Below are 20,082 nucleotides of genomic sequence, written 5' to 3' on the forward strand. Positions count from 1 at the left end.
ATAAATAAAATTTAACCTTAATTTAGATACAAAAATTTTTGATCAATTAAATTTCTTCGTTTTTCGTTGTGTAATTAAAATACTAAAAAAATTATAAATTATGTTTTTAAATAACTCTCAAAGAACCGATAATATACCTCCACAAAATCAAGAAGCAAATAAATTAAGGTACTTAAATTCAAATATTCCCGATAAGAATGATGATGATGATATTGATCTAAGTGAATTAATCAGGCTTTTCCGAAGAAGAGGCTTAATTATCATTGGTACAACTATAACCCTAGCGGCGGCTTTATCAACATGGATTTTAATAAAACCTCCAGTCTATGAAGGAAAATTTCAACTTCTTGTAGAGCCCTTAACTAGCGATCGTAGTAACATCGATTTTTTGAATAGTGTTGCCGGGCAACAGATTAAGCCTGTAGGGTTAGATTATGAAAGCCAGATAGATGTATTAAAAAGTCCCTTAGTCATGAGTACTATCATCCCGGAAATTCAGTCTCTTTATCCTGAATTAAAAGCAAAAAAATTAATGGGCAAATTAAATCTTCAGCAATCAGGTAAAACGAAAATTCTTGAGGTTAGTTACAAAGATGAATCGAAAGAAGAAATAATATTTGTTTTAAATAAAATCATGAAAGGTTATTTAGAATATCAAACCAAAGAATATATTAGCAATCTGACTAAAGCACAAAAATTTACCGCAAATCAAATAAATCGAGTTCTTCAAGATGTGGCAACATTTGAATCGAAATTAGAGCGTTTTCAAAAAGCTAATAATTTAATAAGTCCTGACACTCAAAATGATGTTTTATCGTCACAGGCAGGATTTTTATCACAACAAATAGAGAATGTAAAAATTGATCTTAGTGGCATGGAAAAACTAAGTAATGAGTTAGCCGATAAATTAAATTTAACACCAGAACAAGGGGTAATTGTCTCTCGTTTAAACCAAGAAACTAATTATCTAAAACTAATTTCTCAGATAAAAGAAATTGACACTCAAATAGCTTTAGAAAGTGTCAGGCTAGGTTCTCAACATCCGATCATCAAAACCTTGACATCGAAAAAAGCCGAGTTAGTTTCGTTATTAAATCAAGAAACTTATCAGATTTTAGGTAGTAAAAGTTCCAATCTATCTTTAGATTTTCTGACTTCTATTACTAATAACGTGGATGTAATTCAGCAATTTTTTGATACTAATAACCAAATAGAAGTATTAAGATCAAAAGAAAAACAACTTAATATGGCATGGGAAAACCTTAATAAACAAGTAAAAACTTTATCAACCATAAATAAAGAATACTTTCAAATTCAAAGAGACTTAAAAACTGCTAACGAAAGTTTGAATCGTCTGTTAGCCATTAACGAAAGTCTGCAAATAGAAGTAGCAAAACAGGCTTCTCCATGGAAGTTACTCACCCCTATTGATCAAGATAGTATTAAAAATATTTCAGGTACAAATCAAAAAATAGCTTTAATTAGTATTGCTAGTTTATTTGTAGGTTCATTACTTGGTTTTCTTGCGGATAAACTCGATTCTGCATTTCATACCATCGATGACGTTAAAAACAGTATAGATTTACCAGCTCTGGCGATTATCCCCTATAATAAAAGTCTAGAAATTTTCAAGAGTAAAAAAAATAAATCAATTCCCAGAAGTTTTAATCAAGGAAAGGGACTTTTTGCGGAGAAAGAAAGTTTAGCGAATCTTGATGCTTATTTCTCCTTATACACAAATATTAATCTTTTAAGTTCAGATAGTTCCATTCGTTCTATTGTTATCGGAGCTGCTGAAGCTGGTGAAGGAAAATCAACTACATCTGCTTTCTTAGCTAAAGCGGCGGCAATGTTAGGTAAAAGAGTTTTAATTGTGGATGTGGATATGCGTAAACCGAAGATACATAAATATTTGGGAGTTAAAAACAATAATGGTCTTAGTAATTTAATCACAGATGATTTACCCTTAGAGGCAGTAATTCAAGAAGTATCAGAACAAGAAAACCTATTTGTAATTACTGCTGGTTCTAAACCTCCTAACCCTACCAGAATTATTTCTTCTCAAAAAATGCGAACTTTCATGGAAAAATTCAAGGAAGATTTTGATTTAGTTATCTATGACACTCCACCTTTAATCGGATTTTCTGACTGTAAGATTATTCTTCCCTTTTCTGATGGGCTTGTTTTGATTGTGAGATTAGGTAAAACTCATCGCCCTAATGTTCAACAGGCACTTAATGATTTACGAATTGCCAAAATGTCTGTTTTAGGAATGGTACTTAACGGTGTTAAAAAATCTATGGTTGGCTATGGTTATGATTATGGATATTACGACTATAAAAATTATTATCAAGACGATGAAGACTAGTGATTAGATAACGATTTTCTGTATATTGTTGAATAGTTGTTTAATTAGGGTTTGCTGTTGAGAATCAGAAGGCTATAAAAATTAACGGTTTAGACACACTACATTAACAAAAAAGTTCTCAGTTTTGAGGATTTTTATTCCTCAAGTGAACACTTTTGACCTTATCTTTTAAACTATTTCGGTATTTTTTTTGTGTAGTATTAGCAGTCTGAAAACCTTGATTTTCTATTATGTAACCTAATACCTGATGCCTGAAACCTGAAACCTACCTAGATTAATTGTTAATAGATAATTGCCAAATTTAAGAAATAGGAAAGAATCAATAATGAATAATTATTAATGTCAATTCCTCATTCCTCATTCCTCATTTCTAATTAACTTTAATACTTTTCTTGCTTCTTCCCTATCGTCAAAGTAAATTTTTTCTGTGCCTAAAATTTGGTAATCTTCATGGCCTTTTCCAGCAATTAAGACTCCATCTCCACTTTTTGCCATTTCAATAGCTATTTTGATGGCAGAAGCTCGATCGCCTTCTACAATAGGTTCAATATGATCAGGAATACCTTGTAAAATATCTCTTAAAATTTGCTCAGGGTTTTCCGTGCGAGGATTATCAGAGGTAACTACCACTAAATCCGCTAGATTTGCCGCTATTTTGCCCATGATGGGACGTTTAGTTCGATCGCGATCACCACCACAACCGAAAACACAAATCATCTTTCCGGTAATAAATGGACGGGCTGCCTTAAGCAAATTTTCCAAACTGTCAGGAGTGTGAGCATAATCAACAATGACATTTATATCTTGGTTATCACTGACTGTAACTCTTTCCATTCGTCCTGGAACACCATTGAATTTAGGAAGACTTTGGGCAATAACATCTAAAGTTACCCCTAATTGTAAAACAGCACCGACACTAGCCAAGAGATTAGATAGATTAAATTGTCCTACCAAAGGCGAAGAAAATTCGATATTGCCGAGGGGAGTATGTAACAAGCCATTTACTCCCGTAGCTTGGTAATTAAGTTTGCTGGTGTATAGATCTGCCTGATGATTATCAACGCTATAAGTCCAAATTTGACCTGCATTGATGTCATTTAGTAATTTTTGCCCATAATGATCATCGAGGTTAATTATGGCTCTTCCTTGCAAATATTCAGGACTAAATAATAACGCTTTGGCAGAAAAATAATCATCCATATCTTTATGATAATCAAGATGATCTTGAGTTAAATTTGTAAAAACAGCCACATCAAACTGACAACCTCTAATTCGTTTTTGAGCTAAAGCATGAGAGCTTACTTCCATAACTGCGTAATGATTTTCAGCTTCCACCGCTTCGGCTAATTGGGCTTGTAAATCAATGGGGAAAGGAGTTGTATGGGTTGCTGTTTTTTGATAACCTTGCCAACGGGCGTATAAAGTGCCGAATAAAGCTGTTGTTTTTTGGGCTTGATGTAAGAAAAATTCGATTAAATGGGTAGTTGTAGTTTTTCCATTTGTGCCTGTTACCCCTACCATGTTTAACTTTTGACTAGGATAACCATAAAATTTATTAGCAATATCGGCACAAATACTAACAATATCATCGCTAACAATAACACAATCTTCAGGAGTTGGAGGTATTTTACTAGCAGCTTCAGGACTTATTATAGCAGCGATGGCACCTTCAAATAAAGCACTTTGCCAAAATTCACCACCATCAACCCTTGTGCCAGGCATCCCGATAAAGATGTCACCTTTAGTACAAGCATGAGAATTAGTAGTAATACCTTTTACTTGCTCTTCTAGGTGAGGATGTTGAGGAATAAAGTTAAGATGAGCCAAATCTGATAATAATTGACGTAATTCCATAAAATTGATGATTTATTGTTCAAGATTAATTTTAATTTTTAGTCTTGGTGAATCAAAATACAAGAAAATTTCTCGCAAAGACGCAAAGACGCAAAGAAGATGATTAAGTGATAACTAACGCAAGTTGCTAGTTACTAGCTTAAACTGTAATTATTTATACTAAATATCTAAAATTAGTGTGATTTTTCATTAAAATAAACCTTTTTGATGCCTAATATAACTAGCAACTTAAGTTAACTATATATTATAAAAAAGATTTTTTAAGGATAAATTAATTATTCACTGGGAAAGTTTCTGTAAAATTTTGCTCAATTGTACCACTGAAATTCGAGGAGAAGGACGAGGAATCAATTTTTCACCTTCTTTTGTTGCTAAAAAAAGTACTGGAATTTCATATTGATACATTTGCCACCATTGATTATTAGTATTAATATCTCTGATTTCTATCTCTAATTCAATTTCAGTGATAGAGCGTAATTTTTCTTCTAATCCTTCACATAAATGACATCCGGGTTTGCTATAAACAATAATTTTCATCGGTAAATAATAATAGTTAATAGAGTTATATTTTTTGAGGTTAAAAAGGTGTTTCCGTGTTTAAATGTATGATTGTTTTTTCTTGAGGATGGATAAAATTAATTTCCCGGGCGTGAAGACATAATCTTCGACTATTATCCTCTGAGATACCATAAAAGCGATCGCCTTTAATCGCAACTCCTAAACCTTTGGCACAATGGACTCTAAGTTGATGAGTTCTTCCCGTGATAGGCTTTAATTGTAATCTTGTTTGTCCCTTTTCTATGGTTATTACCTGAAAATGAGTAACACTAGGTTTACCATAATCATAATTTACCTCTTGCCGTGGGCGTGTTAAAGGATTTGACCATAAAGGTAAATCAACAATTCCCTCTGATTCAGAAATTAAACCATCTAATATGGCTTCATAGATTTTGCTTACTTTTCTTTGGGCAAATTGTTGAGATAGGTGAAGATAACTTTCTTTAGTTTTTGCCAAAATTAATATACCTGAAGTATCTTGATCTAATCTATGGACTGTGGTAAGCTGGTGATTACAATTATCCCTAGAAATATGTCTAAAACGAGACAAAACACTATCAAATTTATTACTTCCTCTACCAGATACTGATAACAAACCACTGGGTTTATTTACTACTAATAAATAATCATCTTCATAAATAATCGGAATAGATTGTTGTGTATCAATGGGGGTAAAAGTAGGTAAGCCAGACAACAGAAAACCCATTAAAGGTTGACATCTTTCGGCACAAGCAGGATAAAATTTACCTTCAATTTTTTCGCCATTAGGGGAATTTTCCCCCCACCAAAATTCAGCCATGGCAATGGGTTGTAAATTATTGGTTGCTGCATAATGAAGTAACTTAGGGGCACAACAATCTCCTGTACCAGTGGGAATAAAAGTTTTATTGACTAAATTACCGATACTTAAACTATCTCCTGAAAAATTAGTAAGAGTATAGGCAGTTTGCATTTGTGCCTGTAATTGTTTTGATAATTCTTTTCGTTGTAATTTGAGTTGTTGAATTTTAAAATTAGCATTATTAATTACTTCTTCAAGAGGCTTTAATTTTTCCTGCCACTGATGTTTTAAATTTCGTCTTTCCCAATCATCTCGGCGACTTTCTTGTTGTAAATTATACAATTTCTTCTTAAGATTAAATTCCAACAATAATTGAAAAAAAAACTTTGCGCCTTTGCGCCTTTGCGAGAGAATTACCAAACCTAAAATTAAATCTGGTTTTTCAAAAGTTTCACTATATAAATTTCTTTTGTTATCTCTAACTTCTTTTCTGTGACGATGGATAGCTTTTAAATTCCGCCATTGATTTTGATATTCAGCCAATAGTTGTTCATATTCTTCTCGAATAGGTAAATTTTGAAGATTAAGAATTTCTTGTTTAATGGCATCTAACTGTTTAAGAGTAAGATTTTCCGCTAAGGCAATAACAGAGTTACTCGGAATTTGGGATACCCAACCATTAACTTCTTTTCTACCGTTTAATAATCCCGAAAAAGCTTTAATAACACCTAGTTTTCCTTGATTATTTTTAACAATCAAAATCCCTAACATTTTTCCTTTCACAGTATAAAAATTAATCTCTTTTAATTGACGGCATAAACTTAAAGCGATTTTTTCCGCCAAAATAGTACGAGGTAATGTGAGACTCACTCCTGTTTGAGGACAAATTCCCTGATAATAATAAGTAATGATCTCTTTTTGTTTTATTTCTTCCTCGAAAACAAAATCTGTTAATGGATGTAATAATTTATCTAAATAACTCAAAATAATCAACAATATTAATAATTAGAGGTTGTTCAAAAAGTTTTTTGATTCCTATAGGTAAAAGGTAACAAATTATAGATCATAGATTATAGTTAACAATTTATTAATAGATAATAGGTTATAGCTAACAGATAATAGTTCATCATTTTTAACACCTAAGATTACCAAATGCTTTTCTTAATATATTATAACTGGCATTTACATCTAATTTTGCCTAGGGCGTGTCATCAATTAAAACTTAAAAACAGGTAATATATACCTTGAAATAATTTTTTCCCAAAAATTGCCGATTTAGATGGATGAGGGGGGGCGATCGATATTAATACCCGATAAGTAGCATTTTCTGTTCAATCATTAAACATCTGTAGCATAGGGTCTAAGCTAATAGCATCAGGAATACAAGGAAGAATAGTCAGATTAGCTTCTTGACTAATTTCTTTCAACTCATTGCTATCTGGACGAGCAGGGGTATCGAGTATCAAAAAATCGTTACCTACAATATGAGCTGGGGCTGATTTTTCATTTTTTACCTTAAACGGTGGTTCTGAATCTCCTTGTTTTACCCATTTTTCCACTGAGCGGTTAGGATCTGAATCAATCAGTAATACTTTGCCGTAATCCGAGAGAAATCGAGCTATATGAATAGAACTGATAGTTTTGCCGACACCGCCTTTGTATCCTGTTACGGCGATAATATACATTTCTTTATTTAGTTAATTATCAATGAATTAATATAAATAGATAATTTTTCCATCGATAATTTCAATCAATCCTAAATCCTGTAATCCTATCCATTGCCAAGTTGTGAATAATTTATGGAATTGTTGCCAATCTAAATACATATATTTTTTCTTTTCTGTTGCACATGGTTTTATCGCATCTAACGTTTTTTTTGCATCTTCTAAATCAGGATGAATTCTACTAGCGGTAAATTGAACTAAGGCTAAATATTCATTCCAAGATTTTTTTCTTTTCGGGTTAATATACCAACAACCAATCATTATATAGTCTTGATATTCATCTACTATAGTAAATAAAGGCTCTCTAACGTAGTATGGAACTTCTGAATCTTCTGATTTGAGCATAATACAAGTTAAGTCGATCGTAGGATGCTCCCTATCATGTTCTATTTCTTGCCATTGGGGAAATGTGATTAAAACGATTCGATGATCTGATAAATAATTAACAGTAGGTTTAGGATACAACCAACGTGCTAAATCTTTAAGATGATTAATCATTAGTGATTTCTTAGTATTTTTAATGAAAATGTCGAGGGAAAATCCTGAGGGGGCGACAATGAAGCTAGGCGATCGAGTGGTTTGGAATGCGGTTTAATTCAATATAATGATTAATTTCTTCTGTAAATTCACTCTCTATAAGCAAGGGCAGAAAATACTTGACAAGGGACTTAAATGAAGCATTCGGTTAGAGATTTCTTCGGGTGTAATTTCCCATTATCAGAATCTACTTTAATTTCATTCTGAGTTATTTTAACTCTAATATTGTAAATACTTCATTTAACCGATTTTTACTATTATAATTAAAGATATTCTCTAGTTAACTCTTAAGGAATGATGGAAACAATTACCATTCAAGTTGATCCTGAAATTGCCAAAGCTTATCGAGAAACCAAACCTGAAAAACAGCAAAAAATTGGTATGTTTCTCAATGTAATGCTAAAAAAGGCTATTAATCAAAAACCACTGCTAGACATTATGGAAGAAGCAAGTCAACAAGCGATCGCTAATGGAATGACTCCAGAAATTTTACAATCAATTCTCAATGATGACAACTAAACGAATCGTCATTGACACAAATGTAATAGTAAGTGCATTGATTTTCTCTCAATCTACCACTATGCAAGTTTTTAGAGAAGCAAAAGAAAAGGGAGTGCTTTTAATTTCTTCTGAGATTTTATCAGAACTAATTGATGTCTTGAGTCGTCAAAAATTCGATCGTTATCTCTCCAGAGATATTCGTGAGGATTTTCTAGCTGGTTTATCTGTAGAAGCAGAAATCATAGAAATTACTGAAAAAATAGAGATTTGTCGAGATTCCAATGATAATAAATTTTTAGAATTAGCAGTTAATGGAAATGCAACCCACATTATAACAGGGGATAAAGACTTATTAGAATTGCATCCCTTTCAAGGTATTCCTATTTTAACACCAAGACAATTTTTACAATTTATCGCAGAAATCAACTAACGGAAAAGGCGATCACCAAAGGTGGCGTTGCGCGATCGACCTGACGGGAGTACGAGTACCTTCAATAATAGGTTCACCGTTAAGAATTGATGAATCAGAAAGAATATAACGATGTTGTGTTACCTGTAGCATTTTTATTAAAAGATTAATTCAATTTTTAGGTTAACATTTTGAGGGAGATCAAGGGGGAAAAAGTGAGGAAATATAAGTATCAAATGGTAATTCAATATATTTTCGTTGTTTTAGGATAAACAAATATTTATGGTTCTTTCCACATAAATGTAATTTCAGGATTAGGGTGTGAAATAAAACCATGATTTTCATACCATTTTTTTCGGTCAAAACCATCTTCTGCTATGGTATTGCTAGGTCTTTGTAATATAATAGGTTTTCGATTTCTGGTAAATAGAGTTTCACAGGTTTTATCTAGTAAATAACTGCCATAACCCTGTCTCTCAAATTCAGAAAATATCTCTATCTTGTCTAAATGCCATGCGTCTTCTTCTTTGTTTCTAAAATTATCTAAACAAACACTTATTCCAACTTGTGTACCATCTTGTTTAAATAAACCAAAACTAATTCCTGATCTTGAATCTTTGTGATCTATTTCCTTAAAAATAACATGGTTATCATTAATTTTGTTATTCATATTTTTTTGATTATCTCAATATTTCTCATTGTTACTTAATCTTTTAAATTTATATATTAATTTTGTTAAAACCTGTTTCACTATTATAGTAATATCTTTCAATTTCTTCATTATAAAATTTTCTAAATAATCTATGCCAATGAAGTATAATATCATTTTTTGTACCTTCGGAGTTTTGTTGTAATCCAATGACAGATTCAATTTTTCCACTAGCGTTACTGTTATATGTTATTTCTGTTTGATCTAAATGTTCTAAAGATTTTTGAATAGTTGAAAAAGCATTTTTTATACGAATTAATTGAATTGGTTTTCCATTTTCGTGTGAATATATTAATAATTCGTAATTTTCTTTATTTTGTTTCATAAACTCCCATTCTGTTTTTGTTAAACGAATACGAGGTCTCGTATAAGTAATAGCTTTTACCTCAACTTTTATTTCTACATTATTAGAAAAGTCTCTTTTAGAGCATAATAAATCAAATCCAGGATTATTAATTTTTTCGCCATTAACATTATTTTTATTATCAACTTCATAATCTAAAAATCTGTATAATTTTTCTCCATATTCTTCTCCTAACTTTCCTATTCTCTCGGCTTCTTCTTTATTTTTTATTGTACCGTCATCTTCATCGCCTTCCAAAGGCTTATTATTAGTTTCAGGCGTAGAATTTGGGTTTGCAATTTGAGTACCATTTTTTATCCAATCAAATTCTTCACATAATTTGTCAACTAAATCTGTTTTTAATTCACCATATTTTAACGTTAATACATATTGAATAACTTTTGACCTTTCATCTAAATCTTCGGCAATATTTTTAATCCATTCTGTTAGTAAATCTGCTTTAATATTTTTACTGAGTTTTTGTTCTTCTTGACGACAAGCTAAAAAGAAGGCTAAACCATATTCATCATATTTATCACTTAAAATATACTCATTAGGTGCAAAAGCGGATAGTAACTTTTCTTCATTATCCTTGCTATTAATATTTAACAATTGATTAGTATTTTCATAGTTATTTTCTTGGTTTAAAAACTCAATTTTTTTTAACAATTCGATGAATTTTTCATATTCTGTTTTTCCATTTGTTTTGACTTCTTCAAGAAAATTTGAGTTAATTAATTTTCCTATTTTATTAGCTATTTCTGGTTTTACTTCCTTGTTTTTAATTAAGTGGTTTAAAATATCTATTAATAGAAGAGGTTTAGCATTTAATTTTGGTAATGAATAATTAAAATCTAATATTTTTTCAAATTCACGCCATTGTTTTCCATTAATAATAACATTTTTGGAAAAAGGATTTTTAACTTCTATTAGTTCAAAAACTTGATTAAAATATTTTGCTAAGATTCCATCAATGATATATTTAATTTCTGTAGCAGAAACTAAGCATTGATATTGATCTGATAAACCATTAGGTAAGGCAGGACAATTTAGTAAAAAATAGCCCATTCCTTTATGTTGAGTTAATAAAACTTTTCTGATTAAATTATAATTTTCTGTTTCTGGTTTATTAAGTAAAGAAATGATTAATTCTTTCCAGATAAATTCCCAAAACTGATAGATTGTAATCTCATTTCCCAGATGAAAAATTGCTCTAAAATAATCCCAATCATTTTGAGTTTGTTCAAATAACTTACATAATTGTTTTCCTAGTAATTTTCCTAACTTTTCAGCTATTTCTGTATTGCGTTGAGATTCTCTAATAGTTGAACGTCCTGTATCAACATCAAATTGAGCATTGACAATAAAATTTAATTGTAATTTTTCTTTTGTAGGAGCAGTTACCCAAATGTTAGGAATATCCTCAGTTAAGCTAGATTTTATTTGATTTTGTTGTTGATGAAAAGCAATTAATAAATGTCCTGAATCACTTGTTAGATCATTATCTTCTAATTTGATACAAATAACATTGGTTTTATGTTCATTAATAGTGATTTGACCTATTTCGATATTTTGTTCCATATCGTTAGGAAAAAATTGAGGTTTCCATTGTTCCTCTTTATATAAATTTTCTTCATAATTATTTTTCCTAATAAATTGACAATTTTTTATTTGTCTAGCAAATATTAAAAGAATGCTAACCAAATTTTCAAAATCATTAATAATATTGTCGGAAGATATATTAAGGTTTTTATCTATTGGTAATTTAATAATGGTTGCATCGGAAAAATCAGGATTGTATTTTTGCAGTTCTTTTTCTAATTCAGTGCGAACTAATCCCAAAATATTACGACTGGGAAGTAAACCTCCAAAAATAGTAAAGGCAAGTCTATGACTTAAAATTCGAGGCTCTTGAGAAATTAAATGAACGCTTTTAAAGCCTAAACCAAATTTTCCAGTAACTTTTATTTCACTTGTGCCATCATCATTTTTACCGTTAAAATTATGAGATTTATTTGATTGATTGAAAGACAACATTTTTTGTAAATCACGTTCAAAACCTCTCTTTTTATAATCATTACTACGATAGAGAGGATGTCTATGACAATTAATTGGTCTTCCCCAATACATCATAACAATAGCAAAATTTGTTTTTTGTCCAGAAGCGGAAATAATATTTTCTGTTTTTAAAATGAATTGAAAACGATTTTCAGGTAAAGGTTGAGGTGAAGGTTCATCTTTAGCCATCATTTTTAACTCAACCAGAGCATCATCAGCATTTTGGAAAATTTCAAAAGGGATACTTGTATAACTATAGCCGTTTAATGCTATTTCATTTCTGACGGCTTCTAAAACGTGAGATGCGACTTCTTTGTCATTTTCTAGGAGTTCTGCAAGTTCTTCTTGAAGATCATCAATTTTTTGGGATACTGGACTATAATCTTGCTTGTATTGTTTACATCCTTCTAATTCATATTCGGCTTGTATTAATTGCTCTATTATGTCACCAATTTTTGGATTAGTTTTGTTTACCCGTAGTCTTTCAATAATGTATTGAACACTTCGCAGAATGATATTTCTAGTTACATCTATATCTAATTGTTCTGGTTTAGTTAAATTCGCCCAAAATTTGTCAATATCCTGATTACAACCATAAAATTCTACCAGTTCTTGTATTGATTTTTTCAATAACTTGTGTAAGTCTTCTTTGGATTTACTTTCGGGATTATGAACAGGTAATATAGTGATTTCATTAGTTAAATAATTTAATTCAAATAGGTGAGATAAGTCTTTTTTTCTTTCTGCCTGAAATTTCTTACGAGTTAAAGAATTTAATTGAATAGTATTATCAGTTAAAGATTTTGTTGAAATAAGAAAATTAATTAATTCTTTTTCGGGAATCAAAGCTCGTAAAACAATGTCTATAGATGTATTTCCTAAATATTCTTGTGCTAGTTCTTTTAATCTCAGATTGTTTTCCATAATTAGACAGAGAAAACTACCTATTGTTTCAGGATAAACATGATTCCAGTGTTTAAAGTAATTAGATAAAAGTTCAGATTTATCTTGCTCAATTTCATAATCTTGTAATTCATCAATATTGTGATATTCTATTTCTTCTTCATCTATTTTTTTTGATAAATATTCTTCAATAATTTTATATTGGGTTTCATTGACAATGTAAAAATCATCAGCCGTTGAATTGGGCTTATAATCTGATAATCTCTCAGGAGATGTCCATTTGTTTGCTAAATTTAATAGAAGAATATTGGGCAATATTTCTTGTAAAAAATTATGCGGATTTTCTGTAATGCTTTCTTGTAAATATTGATTATATAAAGCGATCGCTATCTCATTATTTCCTTTATAATCAGAAATCCAATTTAATAACTTAATAAGTTTATCATTATCAATTCGTTGTAAAAGATAGGGCAAAATATACTTTTTACAATCTTCTCGGTTTGAATGTGCTTTTCCTAATTGTTCAATTAAACTCCAGCAAGGTAAAATATCTAAATCAATTCCTTCAAATACTTCTAAAGCATCCTCTAAAGGAAAATCAGATACATTAAATTCACCTAAATAATAATCAGATAATTTACCTGCACTTTCACCAACAATTTTCAGAGCATCTATCCCAGTGATAAATAACTCTTGTTTAAGCCATTTTAAGACTGTTTCATTTTGTTTAATTCTTGAATCAAGCATTTCTACAGTGACATAATGACTTTCAGAAGATTCTAAAATTTCTGTTGCTTCTCTTTCAATTTTAAATTTAGAAACATCAATTACTTGTGCAGGTGATATGCTATTTCCCTTTTCTGTTATTAGCCAGTTTTTAGTTCGTAAATATTGTAAAGTTTGATCAGGAATATTTGGATTATCTTTTTGACAGTAAATCTGTAAAACATCAATAATAATTTCAATATAGTCAGATGGAGATTCTTGGGATAATAATATCTCGATAACCTTTTCTTGATACCACCTTTCAAATAATTTGGATATGCTATTTGATTCAGAATAAGATAATTGTAATTCTTCTTCAGAGTAATATCTTTCACAATAATAATCACTACCTAATTGTGCAACTATTTTTGTATATTTAGCTAATTCTTTTGGTAATCTGATAATATTTTGAGGTGCAATATTCTCTCCCGTTTTTAGTATTAACCAAGATGTTTCTTTTAATCTTGACTCATATTTTTGTTTAAATATTTCTAATTCTTTATTGGATTTCCAAATATTTAAAATTAAATCAGTATAATTTGAAGGATTAGTTTGATTTAAGATGACTTCCATTGCTGAATTTGAATCCCATAGGTTAATCCATCTTGTCTGCAAATCTGATAAATTAGGATTTTTAGTATTTGGTTTAATTAAAGTAATAATATTTTTTAATTTTGGATTCAGTGGATAACGAGAATTTTCTAAGTAAGTAAAATTACTAATTGATACTAAATCACCGTTAGTATTTTCATGTAAAGGTAATAATCTCCATAAATCTTTATTATTAATATCTTTACCGATTTCTGTTAATAAAGTTTCCCTTTCAGTAGAAGTTAATTGATTAGCATTTATTAAATTTTCTCCTTTTTCTTCTTTTAATAATTTGATAACATTTTCTTGTGTAAAACGTTCTAATCCTAAAGACGTATATTTAACAGATAAAATTTTAGATGATAGTTCTGTCGGTATTAATCTCCATGATTCTTTCTTTTTCGATAAGACTTGATGAGCAATTTTAAACCATAAATTATTATTGTCAGCATTTGACATTATATATAGTGGTTTTTGATTATTGTATTCTTGTTTTTGTCCATGTAATAAGTAGCGAATTTCTAAATCCATGATGAATTATCTCCTTAAAGTAAATTGATTAATAGTTTAATTCTTTGACTAGCATCGGCTAATGGTGGGGTTGCTCTTAAGATTTCTCGACAAGTGTTAATATTACAAAATATTGGGTTAATATCTTTTATTTGTTCTAGTAAATTACCAAATTCTTTCTCTACTATAATCGGTTTTAAATCTTGAATTGCATTTACTAAAGCCCTCAAATTATCATTCTTTGATTTGAATAAACGAGATTCGCTTTTAAATCTTTTAAATTGATTGTAAGAATAAAAATTTAAGTTATTACTAAAATATTCTTGAGCAGCTAAACATAGTAAATTAGGGTTATTGGATAATAAAGGTAGTAAGTTATTCTCAGATAAATTTAATATTTGTATAAGCAAGTTTAAAATATTTTCTTGACTAAACTTAGTTATATTAATCCATTCTTGAATAGCAGATAAAATATTTAAAGAATCTTGATATTCTAATGAATTACAGTGACTGGATATATTAAATTTAGCTGGTAATAGTAACGCATTTATTTCTTGATTTTTAGATAACTCTTTTAGCATATATTCTGGACAATTGAGAAGAATCAGTTTTTGATGATCAATAAACTCAATTAATTCCTTAATAGCTTGTATTTTTTCTTCAGTAAATTGATTAAATGGGAAATCAGTTAAGATTCCTCTTAAAGTTTTAATAAGACTTTGTTCTACTTCTTCATTTCCTTCGTTGGTATCATAATTTTCTTTTAAAAATGAATTAAGATATTTAATAGCACAAATATCAGTAAAAACTTTTTGTATATTCAGATTATCTAAAAACCATTTGATTTCTTGTTTAGACCATTTATCTGAACTATTACCTTCATAACGAAGATTAGGAAGATTATCTAATGTTAATAAACAATATGATTTATCAATCAGATTTTTTAAGTGTGAAAATACACTCCATAAATTTATATTTTGAGTGTTTGGTAAGGATAACACTTTCGCTCCTTTATTTAATAATTGCCACTTATTACCTTGTGGTGTTAAACAATAAATCCATTCAGTTTGTTCACAAATATTTTGACGATATATATTACTCTTAAATAACCTAGATTTTCTTAAACCATCACATAGATAATATATTTCTTTAGCATTTAATTGGTGATATTCTGCAAAATATTTAAGAGAGGGTAAGACTTGTTTTAATGTTCCTTTAGTAGCTAATGTTTTATTCCACTGTTGGATCATTTCTTCTTCTTTAGTTGGTGTTTTATGTGGCAATAACCCCGTTCTAATAGCACCTAAAGAATCAATATTATTCCTTCCAGAATCTAAGAAAAAATAACCATGTAAAGTGACACTATAATCATAATTTGATTGAGAATCTATACTTTCAAATTCTTCTATTTCTTTATCTAAACTTTCAGCTAAAGGCAAAAATACTGCCCATTGAATCGTTAATTTTGCTGATTGATTTTGTTTATTTTTTTGAGTAAAAATTACAGCACAATGAGGTACAGACTTATCGGGAACAATCTTATCATCTCCATGATCGTCGATCGCAGAACGTTTTGACCAATATGGAGAATTTTGTAATTTGTCCCAAAAATTACTCGAATCTTGATATGTAATTAAATGTTGAAATTCACTAGATGATATAATAGCTTCTTGTCCCGCAAATTTTAATTGTTTATTTGGGTTATTAAAAGAAACTAAACCTTGCAATTTGTTAGTTACTGATTGGTTATAGTTAGCAGTTTGGCTTGGATATTGACATCGTTGTAATCCTTCCTGATTAACTTGAATAGCAAATTTCTTTTGAAGATTTGTACCGTTTGGTATCCAGTAGCGAACTGCCCTTAAATGCCTTAACATTGGTAATAATGAAGCTATCTTATCCTCCATGTTATCAGGGAATTGAGTCTGAATAGAGTTTAAATTATAATAATTAGCTAAAATACAACGATTATCCTCTGTTGGTTGTCGTAAAGGTATCCATAAAATAAAATAGTCGGAATTCTCTATAATTAATTTTTGTTCTTTTAAATATTTTTCTAAATTTAATCTATCTTGCTCTGATAATTCTATCCATTCAGGTCTTTTTTTATCTCCTGTCTCTTCAGACCAAGGATTTAAAAAACGTCCACAACCTTCAGGAATTATTTGTGAACGTGCAATAAAGAAGAAGGCTTCACAGAAATGAAATACACTTTTTTGTCCTAACCCAAACTTTCCTATTTTTTCCTTATTTCCAGCATTAGCGTCAACTCCGATATAGCCAATAGCTTTAGCATCACTTGGTGTAAATGTACCATCGTTGAGAAAAAATATTGCTGGGCATTTCAGCAGAGGATGACTTACGGAATTTCCTAAACCTCCTACCAGACCAAAATCTAACTGAGTAGCTTTTCCATCGTTAGCATTTTGGATAATTTCCTTGATAATCGGAAAACCTTCTTTATATCTTTCCTTAAGTAAACTTTTTATTTGATTGATGATAACGCCAGGAGTTATTGTAAAGCCAGTCATAATAAACTTTTTTATTTCTCTTAAATAGTAGTATAGAACAATTCTGTTAACTTAAAATATTAATAGTTTTATATTAATCATCACGAAATTGATCCCATGCGGCTTGGTTAAAAGTAGAAGGATCTCCCCAATCTACTCCGTCATAAGGATCTGAGTTACTATAATAGTCATAATCATCATCATCAATATCATCTTGATAATAATCAGGCTCTGATTCTTGTTCATGCCAATCTACTTGATTTTCTTGTATCTCATCTTCATATTCTAAATAATCATCGGTAATACTATTTTCCCCTGTATCTGATTTACTTAGCGAGACATCTAAACCATTATCTTTAAATTCCTTAACGATTTCATCGAGGGGATCTTCTAATAAATCTAACAATTTTTCGGGAGAAATTTTATTTTTATCAAGTTGTAAGGCTTCAATTAAATATTCTCCTATTTTGATATTTTTTCGACTATTCCAAGCACCAACATATAACAAAATATTACTGCTTTTTTGATAATAATTATAAAGATGCTGTTGATAATCTACTTCCTCAAAATAGTAGTAAAGTCTATCAGGGTTTTGAATATTTAATTTTGATAATAATTGGACAATTTGCACTACCTGATTACCAACTAATTGACTTTCTGTAGAATTAGTCAAATAAACTGCTAAATAATAAGCTCGTTGTTTAATTAAATCAGATAATATATAACAATGATTATAACAATTACAATAAACTTTAATGGTTAATAATTTTTGTTTAATATCATCATTAAAACTGTTAAAAAATTTGTCAGATTTATCTCTAATTGGAGTATATTCTCCTATGAGTAAACTTAAAGAAGATTTAGATAACTGCCAACGTTGAATCAATTGCTGAAAAATGATTTTATCCTCTGAATTGGGATTCGTCATAATCGGTTTTGCGGTTAATTTTCAATGGTTATGTTTATCATATCCCAATAAATGAGACATAATCTATAGTCAAATGCGAATGAGGAAAATAAGATTTAGATTAGTTATGTGACAATATAATCTGATTCTAAAAATTCTTTAACATTGAGAATAGAAATACCTTGAAAGGGATGCAACACCAGTAAATCAGCATCTCCACTTATAATTGCAGTAGCTAAACCACTAACCGCTAATTCTAAAAATTTGTTATCTTTGGCATCTCGACAAGCGGTAATTTCTTCGGTAACGTCAATAAATTTAACACTATTAAATAACTCAATTAAAAATAATTTTTTCTCGCCAGAAGTAATATATTTATCGAATTTTGGACGATCTAAAACTTCTTTTATTTCTGCCCAAATCACTTCAGACATTAAAATAATTCCCGACTTTCTTGCCTTGTCTAATGCTTAACGTGGTGGACTATTTTTAAATAATAAAGCACTGACTATTACATTGGTATCTAAAACATATTTTGGTAAGTTAGTCATTGAGAATATCCGCTAAAATTTCAGGTGTTAAGCCTCTGGAAATAGCTCTATCGCTAATTTCGTCCATTATTTTACCTAAAAAATCAATCTCGTCTTTTACTTCTTCGTCAAAAAAGAGAGATGCGTTGCCTGACGGCACAGCGAAGCTGTACGCACTTAGGCGTTGTTTTTCTTTTTCGGTAGCTGATTGATAGGCTTTTGCTACTTGAGGAGTAACTTGGATGGTAATTTCGTCACTAATCGGCATAGTTAACTTGTTCTTTATTTAATAAGATACGACTAATATTATTTAGTTTATCTCCTCTAAATATAATTCGGTTGCCTCTTTTAAATTGCTTATAGGCGTAAATAGAAGGTTCGTGCAACTAGGGGCAATCTGTGTCTAAAATGTTTGGTATTTAAAGGTTTCAGCCATTATTACTTGGATTTCAGAAATCTTCATTTAAACATTGCAAGTATAAGTATATTTAATCTATTAATTTAACAATAATTGACAAAAATACTATTATCTGCATTAAAAATTAAATGAAATTATAATGCCCTTATTCGTTTATGCTTTTCTTTAATTGAGATTAATTTATCAGGAGAAACAAACTTTGATTTTTCTCCCATGTTAATCCTTATGGTACTTTTCGACTGGATCTGTCGGAAAGAATTGCTGGTTTAGAGCAATTATCAGTTGCTTAGTCTACAAATAATCGATTATTTTTAGCCGTAACTCCTACAGTACCTGCTCGACCGGGAAGGATATCTTTAATTCGTTCCCATTAGTCATCTCTTAAAGCATAACGGCACATAATCAACTAGCACATCCTATTTATTTTTGGGAAAAAATTATTTCAAGGTATATATTACCTGTTTTTAAGTTTTAATTGATGACACGCCCTAGGTATTTAAAAAGAAAAAAGAGGACACTCCTTCTCACTGTTGACAGTTTTTGGAAGTTCCTCTTAAAATGAACAAGAGAATCATTGATAATTAAGTTATGGACTTTTTTCCCAAATTAGTCCTCAACTGTTGTAGTAGTAAAGTATGGAGAGGAGAAGATTAAAATATATTACCAGTATATTGAACCCTTTTCCTCATGGATTTTTAGGCTTGAATCGAATCCAAAGCCTTTTCTACCCGACGGAAGTCAAATCCCAAAGCGCGTAAAGCGTGCCATAAATGTCCCTGTAAGAAAAAGAAAGCAAGGAAAAAATGAGCATTAGCTAACCATGCACGAGATGTATGTTCTCCGTAAGGTAATTGAACGGTATCTGCAAAATAAGGAGTGATTCCCAATTTCACTTCTAAGGCAGGTCCGTAAAATTCTACAGGATAAGCTAAAGTATTAACAGCGCAAAAGTAAGCCGCCACGAATCCGGCTAAGGCAATTCCTCCTAAAGAATAAGATAAAATTGCTTCTCCAGAGAACATAAGTACTCGTTTGGCCCATTTTAAAGGTGGTATCAAAATATGCCATACCCCACCAACGATGAGCATAACGCCTACATATATATG

15 protein-coding genes and 2 pseudogenes are annotated in these 20,082 nt (G+C 30.2%); 3 read left to right on the forward strand and 14 right to left on the reverse strand.

The features are described 5' to 3' along the window. Positions 1-100 precede the first annotated feature (100 nt). Positions 101-2,368 (forward strand): polysaccharide biosynthesis tyrosine autokinase, encoded by a 2,268-nt coding sequence (locus tag FWJ34_RS03805; protein WP_308254000.1) that lies wholly within the window; start codon positions 101-103, stop codon positions 2,366-2,368. Between the two features lie 357 nt (positions 2,369-2,725). On the opposite strand, the gene FWJ34_RS03810 is transcribed toward FWJ34_RS03805, so the two are convergent. The 5 genes from FWJ34_RS03810 to FWJ34_RS03830 all read right to left on the reverse strand — a co-directional run bounded on the left by FWJ34_RS03810 (position 2,726) and on the right by FWJ34_RS03830 (position 7,783). After that, on the reverse strand, positions 2,726-4,222 hold the full coding sequence (locus FWJ34_RS03810; protein WP_308254001.1) for a UDP-N-acetylmuramoyl-L-alanyl-D-glutamate--2,6-diaminopimelate ligase: 1,497 nt from the start codon (positions 4,220-4,222) through the stop codon (positions 2,726-2,728). Between the two features lie 279 nt (positions 4,223-4,501). After that, positions 4,502-4,759, reverse strand: a complete 258-nt coding sequence (locus tag FWJ34_RS03815; protein ID WP_308254002.1) for a glutaredoxin family protein — start codon at positions 4,757-4,759, stop codon at positions 4,502-4,504. A gap of 40 nt (positions 4,760-4,799) precedes the next feature. Next, positions 4,800-6,545 (reverse strand): RluA family pseudouridine synthase, encoded by a 1,746-nt coding sequence (locus FWJ34_RS03820; protein WP_396231627.1) that lies wholly within the window; start codon positions 6,543-6,545, stop codon positions 4,800-4,802. 347 nt (positions 6,546-6,892) lie between these two features. Next, entirely contained in the window at positions 6,893-7,246 is a 354-nt protein-coding gene (locus tag FWJ34_RS03825) for a ParA family protein (RefSeq protein ID WP_308254003.1), read from the reverse strand. Between the two features lie 27 nt (positions 7,247-7,273). After that, positions 7,274-7,783, reverse strand: a complete 510-nt coding sequence (locus FWJ34_RS03830) for a hypothetical protein (protein WP_308254004.1) — start codon at positions 7,781-7,783, stop codon at positions 7,274-7,276. Between the two features lie 333 nt (positions 7,784-8,116). On the opposite strand from FWJ34_RS03830, the gene FWJ34_RS03835 reads away from it, so the two are divergent. Then, positions 8,117-8,341 carry a hypothetical protein gene (locus FWJ34_RS03835; protein ID WP_308254005.1) on the forward strand — a complete coding sequence of 75 codons (225 nt, stop codon included), beginning with the start codon at positions 8,117-8,119 and terminating at the stop codon, positions 8,339-8,341. Next, on the forward strand, positions 8,328-8,753 hold the full coding sequence (locus FWJ34_RS03840; protein ID WP_308254006.1) for a putative toxin-antitoxin system toxin component, PIN family: 426 nt from the start codon (positions 8,328-8,330) through the stop codon (positions 8,751-8,753). The genes FWJ34_RS03835 and FWJ34_RS03840 overlap by 14 nt, the downstream gene beginning before the upstream one ends. A gap of 12 nt (positions 8,754-8,765) precedes the next feature. On the opposite strand, the gene FWJ34_RS03845 is transcribed toward FWJ34_RS03840, so the two are convergent. The 9 genes and pseudogenes from FWJ34_RS03845 to FWJ34_RS03885 all read right to left on the reverse strand — a co-directional run. Beyond that, entirely contained in the window at positions 8,766-8,885 is a 120-nt protein-coding gene (locus tag FWJ34_RS03845) for a DUF433 domain-containing protein (protein WP_308254007.1), read from the reverse strand. 127 nt (positions 8,886-9,012) lie between these two features. Then, a complete protein-coding gene (locus tag FWJ34_RS03850) occupies positions 9,013-9,402 on the reverse strand; it encodes a GNAT family N-acetyltransferase (protein ID WP_308254008.1) in 390 nt (129 codons plus the stop codon). A gap of 49 nt (positions 9,403-9,451) precedes the next feature. Further along, positions 9,452-14,632: a protein NO VEIN domain-containing protein gene (locus FWJ34_RS03855; RefSeq protein WP_308254009.1), complete on the reverse strand. Its 5,181-nt coding sequence runs from the start codon at positions 14,630-14,632 to the stop codon at positions 9,452-9,454. A gap of 14 nt (positions 14,633-14,646) precedes the next feature. Continuing rightward, positions 14,647-17,142, reverse strand: a complete 2,496-nt coding sequence (locus FWJ34_RS03860) for a sacsin N-terminal ATP-binding-like domain-containing protein (protein WP_308254010.1) — start codon at positions 17,140-17,142, stop codon at positions 14,647-14,649. 73 nt (positions 17,143-17,215) lie between these two features. Further along, positions 17,216-18,049 (reverse strand): hypothetical protein, encoded by an 834-nt coding sequence (locus FWJ34_RS03865; RefSeq protein WP_308254011.1) that lies wholly within the window; start codon positions 18,047-18,049, stop codon positions 17,216-17,218. A gap of 104 nt (positions 18,050-18,153) precedes the next feature. After that, positions 18,154-18,462, reverse strand: a complete 309-nt coding sequence (locus FWJ34_RS03870; protein ID WP_308254012.1) for a putative toxin-antitoxin system toxin component, PIN family — start codon at positions 18,460-18,462, stop codon at positions 18,154-18,156. Between the two features lie 109 nt (positions 18,463-18,571). Next, entirely contained in the window at positions 18,572-18,826 is a 255-nt protein-coding gene (locus FWJ34_RS03875; RefSeq protein WP_308254013.1) for a hypothetical protein, read from the reverse strand. A 439-nt stretch (positions 18,827-19,265) separates the two neighbouring features. Continuing rightward, positions 19,266-19,376, reverse strand: a pseudogene (locus FWJ34_RS03880) (IS5/IS1182 family transposase); the annotation flags it as partial. A gap of 295 nt (positions 19,377-19,671) precedes the next feature. Next, positions 19,672-20,082 (reverse strand): annotated as a pseudogene (locus FWJ34_RS03885) (chlorophyll a/b binding light-harvesting protein); the annotation flags it as partial.

The organism is Geminocystis sp. GBBB08, from assembly GCF_016743215.1.
Taxonomy (GTDB): Bacteria; Cyanobacteriota; Cyanobacteriia; order Cyanobacteriales; family Cyanobacteriaceae; genus Geminocystis.